Origin of the sequence: Celeribacter litoreus (assembly GCF_020165855.1) — a bacterium.
GTDB lineage: Bacteria > Pseudomonadota > Alphaproteobacteria > Rhodobacterales > Rhodobacteraceae > Celeribacter > Celeribacter litoreus.
Window position 1 is genome coordinate 98,596 of the sequence record NZ_JAIUFY010000014.1, and the last position, 12,837, is coordinate 111,432.

General features: G+C 60.2%; 14 protein-coding genes. 9 read left to right on the plus strand and 5 right to left on the minus strand.

All coding sequences use genetic code 11. The annotated features are described in order from the left end of the window. Nucleotides 1–43 precede the first annotated feature (43 nt). The 6 genes from LA304_RS14075 (at nucleotide 44) to LA304_RS14100 (ending at nucleotide 3,250) form a co-directional block, all read left to right on the plus strand. A complete protein-coding gene (locus LA304_RS14075; protein WP_224503805.1) occupies nucleotides 44–397 on the plus strand; it encodes an Mth938-like domain-containing protein in 354 nt (117 codons plus the stop codon). A gap of 46 nt (nucleotides 398–443) precedes the next feature. Continuing rightward, nucleotides 444–1,097, plus strand: coding sequence for a heme ABC exporter ATP-binding protein CcmA (ccmA, locus tag LA304_RS14080; RefSeq protein ID WP_224503806.1), 654 nt, complete (start codon nucleotides 444–446; stop codon nucleotides 1,095–1,097). Next, complete coding sequence (gene ccmB / locus LA304_RS14085; RefSeq protein WP_224503807.1) at nucleotides 1,094–1,750, plus strand: heme exporter protein CcmB; 657 nt, start codon at nucleotides 1,094–1,096, stop codon at nucleotides 1,748–1,750. Before ccmA ends, ccmB begins: the two co-directional genes overlap by 4 nt. Nucleotides 1,751–1,838: 88 nt before the next feature. Continuing rightward, entirely contained in the window at nucleotides 1,839–2,576 is a 738-nt protein-coding gene (locus tag LA304_RS14090) for a heme ABC transporter permease (protein ID WP_224503808.1), read from the plus strand. Further along, entirely contained in the window at nucleotides 2,569–2,718 is a 150-nt protein-coding gene (gene ccmD / locus LA304_RS14095) for a heme exporter protein CcmD (protein ID WP_224503809.1), read from the plus strand. Before LA304_RS14090 ends, ccmD begins: the two co-directional genes overlap by 8 nt. Further along, nucleotides 2,711–3,250, plus strand: coding sequence for a DsbE family thiol:disulfide interchange protein (locus tag LA304_RS14100; protein ID WP_224503810.1), 540 nt, complete (start codon nucleotides 2,711–2,713; stop codon nucleotides 3,248–3,250). The genes ccmD and LA304_RS14100 overlap by 8 nt, the downstream gene beginning before the upstream one ends. Nucleotides 3,251–3,253: 3 nt before the next feature. On the opposite strand, the gene LA304_RS14105 is transcribed toward LA304_RS14100, so the two are convergent. From LA304_RS14105 to LA304_RS14115, 3 genes are all read right to left on the minus strand, one after another. Beyond that, complete coding sequence (locus tag LA304_RS14105; protein ID WP_224503811.1) at nucleotides 3,254–4,087, minus strand: TIGR03915 family putative DNA repair protein; 834 nt, start codon at nucleotides 4,085–4,087, stop codon at nucleotides 3,254–3,256. 1 nt (nucleotide 4,088) lies between these two features. After that, nucleotides 4,089–5,327, minus strand: coding sequence for a putative DNA modification/repair radical SAM protein (locus LA304_RS14110; RefSeq protein ID WP_224503812.1), 1,239 nt, complete (start codon nucleotides 5,325–5,327; stop codon nucleotides 4,089–4,091). 121 nt (nucleotides 5,328–5,448) lie between these two features. After that, complete coding sequence (locus LA304_RS14115) at nucleotides 5,449–6,726, minus strand: O-acetylhomoserine aminocarboxypropyltransferase/cysteine synthase family protein (protein WP_224503813.1); 1,278 nt, start codon at nucleotides 6,724–6,726, stop codon at nucleotides 5,449–5,451. A 327-nt stretch (nucleotides 6,727–7,053) separates the two neighbouring features. On the opposite strand from LA304_RS14115, the gene arsC reads away from it, so the two are divergent. The 3 genes from arsC (at nucleotide 7,054) to LA304_RS14130 (ending at nucleotide 8,951) form a co-directional block, all read left to right on the plus strand. Further along, nucleotides 7,054–7,395 carry an arsenate reductase (glutaredoxin) gene (gene arsC / locus LA304_RS14120; protein ID WP_224503814.1) on the plus strand — a complete coding sequence of 114 codons (342 nt, stop codon included), beginning with the start codon at nucleotides 7,054–7,056 and terminating at the stop codon, nucleotides 7,393–7,395. 72 nt (nucleotides 7,396–7,467) lie between these two features. Continuing rightward, nucleotides 7,468–8,085, plus strand: coding sequence for a flavin reductase family protein (locus LA304_RS14125; RefSeq protein ID WP_224503815.1), 618 nt, complete (start codon nucleotides 7,468–7,470; stop codon nucleotides 8,083–8,085). A 68-nt stretch (nucleotides 8,086–8,153) separates the two neighbouring features. Continuing rightward, complete coding sequence (locus LA304_RS14130; protein WP_224503816.1) at nucleotides 8,154–8,951, plus strand: heme-dependent oxidative N-demethylase family protein; 798 nt, start codon at nucleotides 8,154–8,156, stop codon at nucleotides 8,949–8,951. Here LA304_RS14130 and LA304_RS14135 read toward each other — a convergent pair. Both LA304_RS14135 and acnA read right to left on the minus strand, forming a co-directional pair. Then, the gene (locus LA304_RS14135; RefSeq protein ID WP_224503817.1) at nucleotides 8,948–9,664 is read right to left on the minus strand and encodes a tetratricopeptide repeat protein; all 717 of its coding nucleotides are present in this window, start codon (nucleotides 9,662–9,664) and stop codon (nucleotides 8,948–8,950) included. The two genes, LA304_RS14130 and LA304_RS14135, sit on opposite strands and share 4 nt — an antisense overlap. 110 nt (nucleotides 9,665–9,774) lie before the next feature. Beyond that, entirely contained in the window at nucleotides 9,775–12,522 is a 2,748-nt protein-coding gene (gene acnA, locus LA304_RS14140) for an aconitate hydratase AcnA (RefSeq protein WP_224503818.1), read from the minus strand. Nucleotides 12,523–12,837 lie beyond the last annotated feature (315 nt).

Sequence of the window (12,837 nt, forward strand, 5' to 3'; positions counted from 1 at the left end):
GAGGCCCGCGATTGCGGGCCTTTGCTGACATTAGGAGGACGCCATGCAATTCAACGAGATGCCATTTGAAGGCGCAGTGCCGGTCGACGGCTACGGCCCGAACATGTTTCGCGTCGCGGGCAAGGCCTATGAAGGCGCGATCCTCGTGTTCGGGGAACAAGTCATTCCTTGGGGCGGCTATACCGACACGGAGGCGCTCTTGGAAATCCGTGAGCGCGTTGATTTCGTGATCGTCGGCACGGGGCCCGAAATGACGCACCTGCCGAAAGCGTTCCGTGAACCGATGGACGAAGCCGGTCTCGGGATAGAGCATATGGCGACCCCCACAGCCGCCCGCACCTACAATGTGCTCGCGTCTGAGGGGCGCCGCGTTGCGGTCGCGCTTTTGCCGGTTTGATCCTAATCAGTTTGCCTGAGCCGAAACGCTCTATAGAGTGGCCCTCATGAGTTTTATTTCTGTCACTGATCTGGCCGTCTCGCGCGGCGGGCTTCCGGTTCTCGAGGGGCTGACGTTCGCGGTTAAGGCCGGTGAAATTCTCGTGCTCCGTGGTCCGAACGGCGCGGGCAAAACGACGCTCTTGCGCACGCTCGCGGGATTACAGCCGCCGTTTGCGGGCGCTGTCACGTCCGATCCCGACGCGGTGGCCTACGCCGCGCACGCCGACGGGTTGAAGGCGACGTTGACGGTGACGGAGAACCTGAGCTTTTGGTCTGGCGTCTATGGCGGCGGCGACATCGCCCCCGCACTCAAGCATTTCAACCTCGAAGCGCTCCGAGATCGTCCGGCGGGGAACCTGTCAGCGGGGCAGAAACGTCGCCTTGGCCTCGCGCGCCTCATGGTGACACAGCGCCCGATTTGGGTGCTCGACGAGCCGACTGTCTCGCTCGACAAAGCGTCCGTCGCGATTTTCGCGGAAGCCGTCAAAGAGCACGTGGCGAAAGGCGGAGCCGCAATCATCGCGACCCATATTGATCTCGGCTTTGAAGAAACGGTTTTCGACGTCACCCCGTTCAAAGCCCGCCACGACGTGGTGCGGAACGATTTCGATACAAGCTTTGACGATTTCGAAGATGACAAAGACGGGGCGTTCCTATGATCCGGCTGTTTTGGCGTGACATCACGCTCGCCTTCCGCTCCGGCGGCGGGTTTGGGCTTGGCCTTGGGTTCTTCCTGATCCTCGTGACCCTCGTGCCCTTTGGGGTCGGACCCGATAGCGCCCAGTTGCAGATCATTGCGCCGGGTATCTTGTGGGTGGGCGCGCTGCTCGCCTGTCTTCTGTCGCTCGACCGGATGTTTGCGCTTGATTATGAGGACGGCTCTCTCGATCTGCTCCTGACCGCGCCGATCCCGCTCGAAGGCGTGGTTGCTGTGAAGGCGCTCGCGCATTGGATCACCACGGGCCTTCCGCTCGTGATCGCGGCCCCTGCGCTCGGGTTTTTGCTGCATCTCGATATGGCGGCCTACAAATGGCTGATCATCACGCTGCTGGTCGGCACGCCCGCGCTTTCCTTCATCGGCGCGTTCGGCGCGGCACTCACGGTGAGCCTCAAACGCGGTGGCCTCCTGATGAGCCTTCTCGTCCTGCCGCTCTACATCCCGACCCTCATTTTCGGCGCTGAAGTGGTGCGTAGAGGTGCAGAGGGGTTTCTCGTCGGCACGCCGCTCGCGCTTCAAGCGGGGATCACGGCGGGGGCCATCGCGCTCCTCCCGTTCGCTGCGGCGGCTGCGCTAAGAGTCGCAGCCCGTTAAGTTCGCGGCATGGTGAGTTGTGAAGCCGGAATCATATCCCTAAAGTGAGCCCGAAATCGGGGAGAGAGACGTTCGTATGTCGTTCAATATGAATTCTATTTGGGAATGGGCCAATCCGCGCAAGTTCATGCGCTGGACCGACAAAGCCCTGCCGGTCGTCGCGGTGCTCGCGGCGGTGGTCTTTGTGGCGGGTCTTGTCTGGGGCTTCTTCTTTACGCCCGACGACTATCGTCAGGGCGCGACTGTGAAAATTTTCTACATCCACGTCCCTGCCGCGATGATGGCGATCAACATCTGGGCCATGATGCTGGTCACCTCGCTCATCTGGATCGTTCGGCGCCACCATGTGTCCGTTCTGGCCGCAAAATCGGCAGCCTCTATCGGGATGACTATGACGCTCATCGCGCTCATCACCGGCGCTGTGTGGGGGAAACCGATGTGGGGGACCTATTGGGAATGGGACCCGCGTCTCACGTCCTTTCTGATCCTGTTCCTCTTCTACGTCGGCTACATGGCCCTTTGGGAAGCCGTCGAGAACCCCGACACCGCCGCCGACCTGACCTCTGTGCTCTGCCTCGTGGGGTCGGTCTTTGCGATCCTGTCGCGCTATGCGGTCCTCTTCTGGAACCAGGGCCTGCACCAAGGGGCGTCCCTGTCCATGGATGCCGAGGAAAACGTCGCGGATGTCTATTGGTATCCGGCGCTCGTGTGTATTGCGGGGTTTGTCCTGCTGTTCATCGCGCTCGTGCTCCTGCGCACCCGCACGGAAATCCGCGCCCGTCGTCTCCATGCCATCGAACTGCGTGAAAGGGCCGAAAATGCCTGATCTAGGAAAATATGCCGGCGATGTGCTCATGGCCTACGGCGCAACCTTTGTGTTGTTGGCGGCGCTGATCTGGCGCTCACTCGCACGGTCCACAAAAATCAAACGTCAATTGAAAGAAGCTGAGGCGCGTCGCAATGGCTAAAATCAACCCTCTCATGGCGCTCCCGCCGGTTCTGTTCCTCGGGCTTGCGGGCCTGTTCATGTTCGGCATGGGCCGCGAGGATGCAGAGCAACTGCCGTCGGCGCAGATCGGCCGCGTGGCTCCGTCAATTGAGGCTGTGACGCCACTCGCGGATTTGACACCGCTGACAGATGACATGCTGCGCGATGGGGGCGTGAAGCTCGTGAACTATTGGGCGTCGTGGTGCGCGCCGTGCCGTGCGGAGCATCCGCAGCTTGAGGCGCTCGCCGATCAAGGCGTCACGATCTACGGCATCAACTACAAGGACGAGGCGACGAACGCGGTCAAATTCCTCGGCGAGCTTGGCGATCCGTTCGATGCGGTTGCACAGGACGAACCGGGGCGCACGGCGCTCGAATGGGGTCTGTATGGCGTGCCAGAGACTTATGTCGTGGACGCAGAGGGGCGCATCCGGTTCCGCTTTGCCGGTCCAATCACCGTGTCGGTCATGGAAAACCAGATCCTGCCGGAAATCGCCAAAGCGTCCGAGTGATCGTTAGTCGTCACGCGTTTTCCCGCGTGCTTTAATGACTTCCGCGCGTTTCGGGGCGACGGTCGGCGCGGCGTCGGCCATGGCCCTCACGCGGGCCTCCGCAGTTGCGATAAGGTCCGGAATCTCGGATGCCTCCGGCATATTGGCCCAATATTTCTTCGGCATTTCCGAGGTCATCGCGGTGAGCTTCACCCGCGCGGGGTTGAAGATGTTTCGGAAATAGACGCGCCAGAGGTCTTCTGTCGCATCTATCGGGAAGTCCGGTTTGTCGACGCCCTCCGCCAACTGCACCTTACCATCCACGAAATGCGCGCTCAGGTCGGGGGTGAAGATGGACCAATCCATATCCCCGAACCGGTCCGTAAAGAACGGCAACGCGGGTTCGAGCGTGTAATGGCTCGGCTCAAACCACGCGGCAAAGCGGCGGCGCGGGGCATCGGGGTCGCCGATCTCGCGAAAGCGGAGGAAGGCGTGCATCTTGTGCCGGTCTCGCCCGACCTCTTTGGCCATGCGGTTCAGTCGACTGATCCGAATGTCACCGCGATCCTCGATCAACGTCCGATCCGAGCGCAAGGCCCAAAGCAGGGCGTAAAGCTGATGAAACCGCGTGTGATCGCAGTGCCAGATCGAAAGACGCGCGAGCGAGACGAAAGACTTCGGTACAGGGATCGTGCTCTTGGGGAGCGGGGGCAGGGGACGGGCGAACAGGTCTTTTTCGCCTGCGCCACGGGACCAGAGCACTTCCTCCGGCGGGATGTTCGCACTGATGAGCCGCCGCGCGACGTCGCGCCACGCGGTGAAGGTGTCCATCTCAGGCAGGGTGATGCGGTAGCTCATGTTACAAAAGCTGAAGCTGCTGAGGCTGCGGCGCAAAGCGGGCGCGCAGGTGTTCCGTGTCCGTGAGCCCGCGCGGATGCCAGTCCAAGAGCGATATAAACGGCCGCGCCTGTTTGAGGTTGGCCCCCATGCGCCGCAGATCGTCATAGCGCAGCGTGCGGTGCCGACGGGTGGAAAGAATGCGCCCGACGCTCCGCTGACCAATGCCTGGGATGCGCAAAAGCATCTCCCGATCCGCGCGGTTCACATCCACCGGAAATACATGCCGGTTCTTGAGCGCCCAGGCGAGTTTCGGATCAATGTCGAGATCGAGATTGCCATCCGCCGTCCCGCTATCCGTGATCTCCTCCACATCGAACCCGTAGAACCGGAGGAGCCAGTCGGCCTGGTAGAGACGATGCTCCCGCACCAGAGGCGGCTTGATGAGGGGCAGGGCGCTTGAGCTATCCGGAATGGGGGAGAAGGCAGAATAGTAGACGCGTTTTAGGCGGTAGCCTGTGTAGAGACGGCTTGAGGTGCGTAGGATCGTTGTGTCATTGGCCCCGTCCGCGCCCACGATCATCTGGGTCGACTGACCGGCAGGGGCAAATTTCGGCGGGCGCTTTCCGGTGTGGCTGCGGTCCTTGCGGGCGTCTTTTTGTTCTTTCACCTCCCGCATGGCACGGCGGATCTGCACGGGGTCTTTTTCGGGGGCAAATGTTTTGACGCCATTGTCGGTGGGCAGTTCCACATTGATCGACAGGCGGTCCGCGTAAAGCCCCGCCTCCTCAATGAGATGCGGTGCGGCGTCTGGAATAGTTTTGAGGTGGATGTAGCCGCGAAACCCGTGCTCCGTGCGCAGGAGTTTGGCGATCCGCACCATGTCGGCCATGGTGTCATCGGGGCTCTTGATGATGCCCGACGACAGGAACAGCCCCTCGATATAATTCCGGCGATAGAATTCGAGGGTGAGCGTGACGACTTCCTCCGGCGCAAACCGCGCGCGTTGCACGTTCGAACTCACCCGATTGACGCAATAGACGCAGTCATAGATGCAGAAATTGGTCATCAGGATTTTGAGCAGGCTGATGCACCGCCCGTCCGGCGTGTAGGCATGACAAATGCCGGACCCTGTCACCGATCCGATGCCCTTGCCGTCTCTCGAGTTGCGTTTCTGCCCCCCGCTCGACGCGCAGGAGGCATCATATTTCGCCGCGTCCGAGAGGATGGCGAGTTTTTGTTCTAACGATAACCTGCTCATGTGTTCATGGTATGTTCACCATAAGTGATTTGGCAAGATATCCGATGTTCATATTTTGTGCGCGCACGAAAAAGCCCGCCATGTGTCCATGACGGGCTTCTTAGAAATTCAGTAGGATCGCTTAGCTCAGCGCCTGATCCAGATCGGCGATCAGGTCTTTTGCGTCCTCAATGCCGATGGAAAGGCGCAGGATGTTCGGACCTGCCCCTGCCTTGATCTGCTCTTCCGGCGCAAGCTGACGGTGCGTCGTCGATGCCGGATGGATCACAAGGGAGCGCGCATCTCCGAGGTTCGCGACGTGCGAGAAGAGCTTGAGCTTGCCCACGGTCTCGACACAGGCATCATAACCGCCTTTGAGCGCGACGGTGAACAGAGCACCTGCACCGCGCGGACAAATGCGTGTCATGCGGTCGTAGTAGGGCGAAGAGGGCAGGCCGGAGTAGGTCACTGCCTCGATGCGGTCATCACCTTCGAGCCAGTTCGCAATCTCGCGTGCGTTTTGGACGTGCTTCTGCATCCGCAGGCTCAGGGTTTCGATCCCCATGAGCGTGTAATGCGCGCCCTGCGGGTTCATCGTCATGCCCAGATCGCGCAGCCCGATGGCGATGGAGTGGAAGGTGAAGGCCATGGGCCCGAGCGCCTCGGCAAAGCACAACCCGTGATAGGCCGGTTCCGGCTTAGACAGCGAGGGGAATTTGTCCGAGGCCATCCAGTCGAAATTGCCGCTATCTACGATGGCGCCGCCCGTGACGGTGCCGTTGCCGGTCAGGTATTTCGTGGTCGAATGAACGACGAGCGTGGCCCCGTGCTTGATCGGGTTGCAGAGATAGGGTGTCGCGGCCGTGTTATCGACGATGAACGGAATGCCGGCGTTCTTGGCAATCTCGCCGAGCGCGTCGAGATCCATGATCGCGCCCGCCGGGTTCGATAGGCTCTCACAGAAGAGCGCCTGCGTGTTCTCATCAATCGCATCGCGCACCGCGTCGAAATCGTCAAAATCCACGAGTTTCGCGGACCAGCCGAAGCGTTTGAAGGTCTGGGTGAACTGCGTGAGCGTGCCGCCGTAGAGACGGGTTGAGGCCACGACATTCTTGCCCGGTGCCATGAGCGGGAAAAGCGCCATAATCTGCGCCGCGTGACCGGACGAACAGCACACAGCCCCGGCACCGCCCTCAAGAGCGGCAATGCGGTTTTGCAGCGCGGCCACCGTCGGGTTGGTCAGGCGCGAATAGATGTAGCCGACTTCTTCGAGGTTGAAGAGCCGTGCGGCATGTTCTGCATCTTTGAAAACATAGGCCGTCGTTTGATAAATCGGCACCTGACGGGCACCGGTTGCCGGATCAGGCTCCGTTCCTGCGTGAATTTGAGTCGTGTCGAATCCGAAATTGTTGTCGGACATCTGTGTCCTCCCCCCTAAAATTAGATCGCAATCTGCGCACAAGCTTACGCGGGCGCGGGGTCGCGTTCAACAGGAGTGATGACTGGTGAAGTCCTTGAAAATCCGACGCATTCAGGCAGTGATATGTATTCTCACCCTGCGAGAGCCATCATTGCGAAGAAAGCCAGCAAAAGCATCAGTTCGGTGACCGGCAGCGGTATGTGCGGTAGATTGTGTTTCATTTTTTTCTCCCCCACACAAATATATCAAAAAAGGGCGCATATTTTGATCTTTTGTTTGATTTTCAGTGGAAATAGACTGTTTCCAACAATGATTTGAGAGGCTGAGATGGCGAAAATTTATCACAATCCGAGATGTTCCAAATCGCGTGAGACATTGAAATTGGTGGAGGATGCAGGCGTTGCGCCAGAGGTCATCCTCTATCTGGACACTCCGGTTTCGCGGGAGAAGCTCGCAGAGTTTGTGGACCGCTCCGGTCTTCCGGCGAGTGCGTTCCTGCGCGCTAAAGAAGCGGAGGCAAAAGAACTCGGGATCACAGCGAAATCCGACCCTGACGCCATTCTCGACGCCATTGCCGCGCACCCACGCCTGATGGAGCGGCCTGTGGTCGAAACGGAGAAGGGCGTGGCGCTTGGTCGTCCGCCGGAGGCGGTGCTCTCGGTCCTCTGAGGCAGCCATCCTACATTGTCATTCGGGTCAAAGCCTGTTTCTTTACGCGCGACTGAGAAGGAACAGGCACAGATGCAATTCGACTTTGAAACCCTCCCGACGCGGGACCGTTACCGGCTGTTGACCAATTTCGTTGGCCCGCGTCCGATTGCGCTTGTGACCACGGTCAATCCGGACGGATCGCACAATGCGGCGCCGATGAGCTTTTTCAACGTGATGTCGTCAGAGCCGCCGCTCTTGGTGCTCGGGATCGCGTCCAAGCCGGAGCAGGAAAAGGACACGGCCGCAAACATCAGGCACACAGGGGAATTCGCGATCCATATGGTTGATATGGATCTTTCCGAGGCGATGCTCGTCGCCGGTTTGACTGTGCCGTCGGGAGTCGATGAGCTCGCACTTGCTGGTGTCGAAACGGAACCCTGCGCCAAAATCGCCGCCCCGCGTATCAAGGGCGCGTCATGTGTCTTTGAATGCCGCACGGAACGCCTGCTCGACTGGCCGTCGCGCGTCCTCGTCATCGGTGAGGTCGTCCACATGCATGTGCGCCGCGACTGTCTCGACGCCGAGGGGCGCTACGTCAATCCGGAGGTCTATCAGCCGATAGCGCGTCTGCACGGCGACAATTACGTGGGGTCGGACAACCAATTCGTCCTCACGGCCCCGCCGCTGGAAGATGTTTACAAGGGCTAAACTTCTGGCCTCAAGGATTGGGGTCTCTGGACCTTTCCGGCGGACCAAAACGGGCGCAGCATCCGGATATGACACCGATCCTCCAAACCGAGCTGAGCTTTGCTCCCTGGGCCGACCCGCGCACGAACCGTCTGCCTGGGGTGATCCCTGTCGGCTTGGATGACTGGCTGGAGGTGGACACCGCCTATGCTGCGCAGATGGCGCTCCGCGATCACCTGATCGCAACGCAGCCCGATGAGGTCATGGGCCTGCATGAGAGTGCGCGCCCTGCCGCAGAGGAACTGCTTGATGTCGTGTTGCCGCTTTTACCTCCACTGGGATTTACGGTTTCGCCCGAGAGTGTGACCCGCCCCGATGGAGTGACAGTCCCCCTCGACCGATCCGCGCCACTGGAAACCCTCGGACGGCTCCTGCAATGCGATCTCTGTCTGATGCAGCCCGACCCGACCGGCACAACGGACGAAAGCGTCCTCACCGGCGGCATCCTCTGCTTTCCCTCGGGGTGGCGCCTCTCGGAAAAATTCATGCGCCCGATGATGCGTATTCACAAACCGATTGAGGTCTACACACCGGAACTTGGCAAACGTGTGCAGCGCCTTCTCGACGGGGTCCAGCCGGGAAGGGGCCTCATGCGCGGCACAGCCTCACGCTCTGATGCACATCTGGCTGATCCGCGGTCCGAGGGGGAGTATCGCCACGGACAGGCAACGTCGAAATTCATCCGCGTCGAACGCCAGTGCCTCATCCGCCTGCCGGAAACCCGCGCCGTCGTGTTCACCATCCACACCCAAGTCGTCGAACCCTCCGCCCTGAGCGCGGAGCAAGCCGCAGCCTTGGACGCAAGCCCGATCCGCTTGGCGGACTAGAAGCCTTCTGTCAGAGCAAGAAACTGGATGAGGCTCTCATCGTCCGGAAAGGCCTCATGCGCTGCAGCGGCCTTCGCGATGGCCTCATCAACCCGCCCCATCCCATAGAGCGCCAAAGCATTCTCCACATGCAAACGCGCACTCGTCTCCCCGAACAGTTCCAGCCCCCAGTTGGAGACCCCCAACGCATCCTCGAAAAGGCCGGTAAGGTTCAGGGAGCGGGCATAGAAATAGATGACATCCTCGCTCTCGCTGTCGAGCTCCATCGCCTCTGCACAATCCGTCGAGGCCTCTTCAATCTTCCCGAGATCGAGCCGCACCACACAGCGCGACAGATAGCCCTGCATGTTCGGGTCTTCCTTTAGAACCCGCGTGTAGAGCCATTCCGCCGTCTTGTCATAACCGAGCTCATGCCACGTCCACGCGAGCATCCGCTGCGTATTCGGGGTCGCGTCTAGGCCCTTCGCACGCCGCAAATCGCGCAACGACTTCCCGTTCTCGCCGAGCTGCCGCCATGCGACCCCACGAGACGCGAGTGCTTCAGCACGCTCGAAATCCAAGAGAGGCGCCTCAAGCGCCGTTGAGCACGCCGCGATGGTCGCCTCGGGCTGCGTGTTCGCGTTCAGCGCGACGCAAGTGTCATAGTCCGATTGTGCCGCTGCCGCGCCAGACCAAAGGGCAAATCCCACCGTCCATAAAAAACCTGTCCGCATCACGCTCTCCTTTTCGGAGACACCATACGTGCGCTTCTTCTTGGCTCAAATACTCAAAAGAAAAAGCCCCGCAAAAAATGCAGGGCTTTCCAATGTGTTGCAGTGTTCCCTCAGGATTTGGCGAGGTTGCGCAAAACGTAGTGCAGCACGCCGCCGTTCTCGATGTATTCGATCTCGGGGGCGGTATCGATGCGGCACTTGACCTTGATGGTCTTGGTGCTGCCGTCCCCATAGGTGATCTGGCAGTCGAGCACTTCGAGCGGTTTCACACTGTCGAGGCCCAAGATTGTGACGCTCTCTTCTCCTGTGAGCCCGAGCGTCTTGCGCGTGTCGCCACCGGTGAACTCGAACGGCACAACGCCCATCCCCACGAGGTTAGAACGGTGGATGCGTTCAAAGCTCTCCGCGATCACGGCTTTCACGCCCAATAGCGCGGTGCCTTTCGCGGCCCAGTCACGGGACGAGCCCGCGCCATACTGTTCACCACCAAAGACCACGAGCGGGGTGCCTGCCTCTTGGTAGGCCATAGACGCTTCAAAGACGGAGGTTTGTTCCCCATCCGGCCCTTTGGTGTAGCCGCCTTCTACCCCGTCGAGCATCTCGTTCTTGATCCGGATGTTGGCAAAGGTGCCGCGCATCATGATCTCGTGGTTGCCGCGGCGCGAGCCGTAGGAGTTGAACTCCCGCACCGGCACGCCGTGCTCGGTGAGGTATTTGCCTGCGGGCGTGCTTTCCTTGAACGAGCCCGCGGGAGAGATGTGGTCGGTCGTGACCATATCCCCGAGGATGAGCATAACCTTCGCGCCTTCGATGTTCTCGATGGCCCCTTTATCCGCGCCCATGCCCTGGAAGTAGGGCGGATTCTGGATGTAGGTCGACTCCGGCGGCCAGTCGTAGGTTTCACCGCCCGACACCTCAACACCCTGCCATTTCTCGTCGCCTTTGAACACGTCGGCGTATTTCGACTTGAACGCTTCGCGGGTCACGGTTTTCTCCACGAGTTCCGCAATTTCCGCGTTGGTTGGCCAGATATCCCGCAGGTAGACGTCATTGCCGTCGATGTCCTGTCCGAGCGGTTCGGAAGTCAGGTCGATGTTCATGTCACCGGCGAGCGCATAGGCCACCACGAGCGGCGGCGAGGCGAGGTAGTTCGCGCGCACGTCCGGCGAGATGCGGCCTTCGAAGTTGCGGTTGCCGGAGAGGACAGAGGTCGCGATCAGGTCGCCCTCTGCAATGGCCTCGGACAGTTCCGGCGCAATCGGGCCGGAGTTGCCGATACAAGTTGTGCAGCCATAGCCCACGAGGTTGAACCCGATGGCGTCGAGGTCCTCTTGCAGACCCGCCGCTTCGAGATACTCGGTCACAACCTGAGAGCCGGGCGCGAGTGAGGTTTTCACCCAAGGTTTGCGGTTGAGGCCCAGAGCCCGCGCTTTGCGCGCCACGAGACCCGCGCCGATCATCACATAGGGGTTCGAGGTGTTTGTGCAGGAGGTGATGGAGGCAATGACGACGGAGCCGTCATGCAACTCGTAATCCTGCCCTTTAACGGCTTGGGATTTGTGGCTGTTGATCGGTTTGGTTGCCGCCGGGCCTTCTTCGAGCATGTCTTTGGCGGCGTCCGAGACGTCGACGCCACGATACTCCGCGACGACCTTCTCAAACGACGACGCCGCGCTCGTGAGGGCAACGTAGTCTTGCGGGCGTTTCGGGCCGGAGATAGCGGGGACGATGGTGCCCATGTCCAGTTCGAGCGTGGAGGAATAGATCGGATCGTAATCCGGCCCGCGCCAGAACCCGTTCTCTTTGGCGTAGGCTTCCACGAGGGCGATGCGATCCTTGTCGCGGCCGGTTTGATCGAGATAGCGGAGCGTTTCCGCGTCGATCGGGAAGAAGCCACATGTTGCGCCATATTCCGGCGCCATGTTGGCAATCGTGGCTCGTTGTGCCAGCGGCAGTTGGTCCAGCCCGTCGCCGTAGAATTCGACGAATTTGCCTACAACGCCGTGCTCGCGGAGCATTTCCACGACTTTGAGTACGAGGTCGGTGCCGGTGGTGCCTTCGACCATTTCGCCGGTGAGTTTGAAACCCACGACTTCGGGGATTAGCATGGAGATCGGCTGGCCGAGCATGGCGGCCTCCGCCTCAATCCCGCCGACGCCCCAGCCGAGCACGGCAAGTCCGTTTACCATGGTGGTGTGGCTGTCCGTGCCTACGAGCGTGTCGGGGTAGGCGACCTCTTTCCCGTTCTGGTCAGTGTCGGACCACACGGTTTGAGCGAGGTATTCGACGTTCACCTGGTGGCAGATACCGGTGCCCGGCGGCACAACGCGGAAGTTTTCAAAGGCGGTCTGGCCCCATTTGAGGAACTGGTAGCGTTCCATGTTGCGCTCGTATTCGCGGTCCACGTTCATCTGGAACGCGCGCGGGTTGCCGAATTCGTCGATCATCACCGAGTGGTCGATCACCAGATCGACGGGGACGAGTGGGTTGATCTTTTTCGCGTCGCCACCCAATGCCTTGATCCCGTCGCGCATCGCGGCGAGGTCCACAACGGCGGGCACGCCTGTGAAGTCCTGCATCAGCACGCGGGCAGGGCGGTAGGCGATCTCGCGCGGGTTCTGCCCGCCTTTTTCGGCCCACTCTGCGAAGGCTTTGATGTCATCGGTGGAGACGGAAAACCCGCCGTCTTCGAACCTTAGAATGTTTTCGAGAACCACTTTGAGCGACGCAGGGAGCTTGGAAAAATCGCCGAAGCCTGCCTCCTGCGCGGCGGGGATGGAAAAATAATCGATGCTTTTGCCGCCAACTGTGAGAGTTTTGCGGGTTTTTGCGGTGTCGAGGCCGACAGTAATCGTCATGGGAGTGCCCTCTCGCTATAAGTGAACTGCGAGGCGACGCACGGGCGTTGCCTGCGTGGTATGGGTTAAGTCTTAGTGCTTTCGGGCCACTTGTCCATTGCGCAGATCGACCCTGTGCTGTGCTTCAATTCGATGGAATGCGTGCTCGCGGTGCAGGCCAGATGGTCGTGATAGCGGTGGACACGGGGCGGCGCTCCCCATTAGAAGAGTTTTCACCAAGCAGCGTTGAATATCTTGCAAGCTGAAATCGATTGGTATACTTTCGCATACAAATAATCTGAGAGTCGGATCGCCCGCTGTTACAGCGACCCGGAT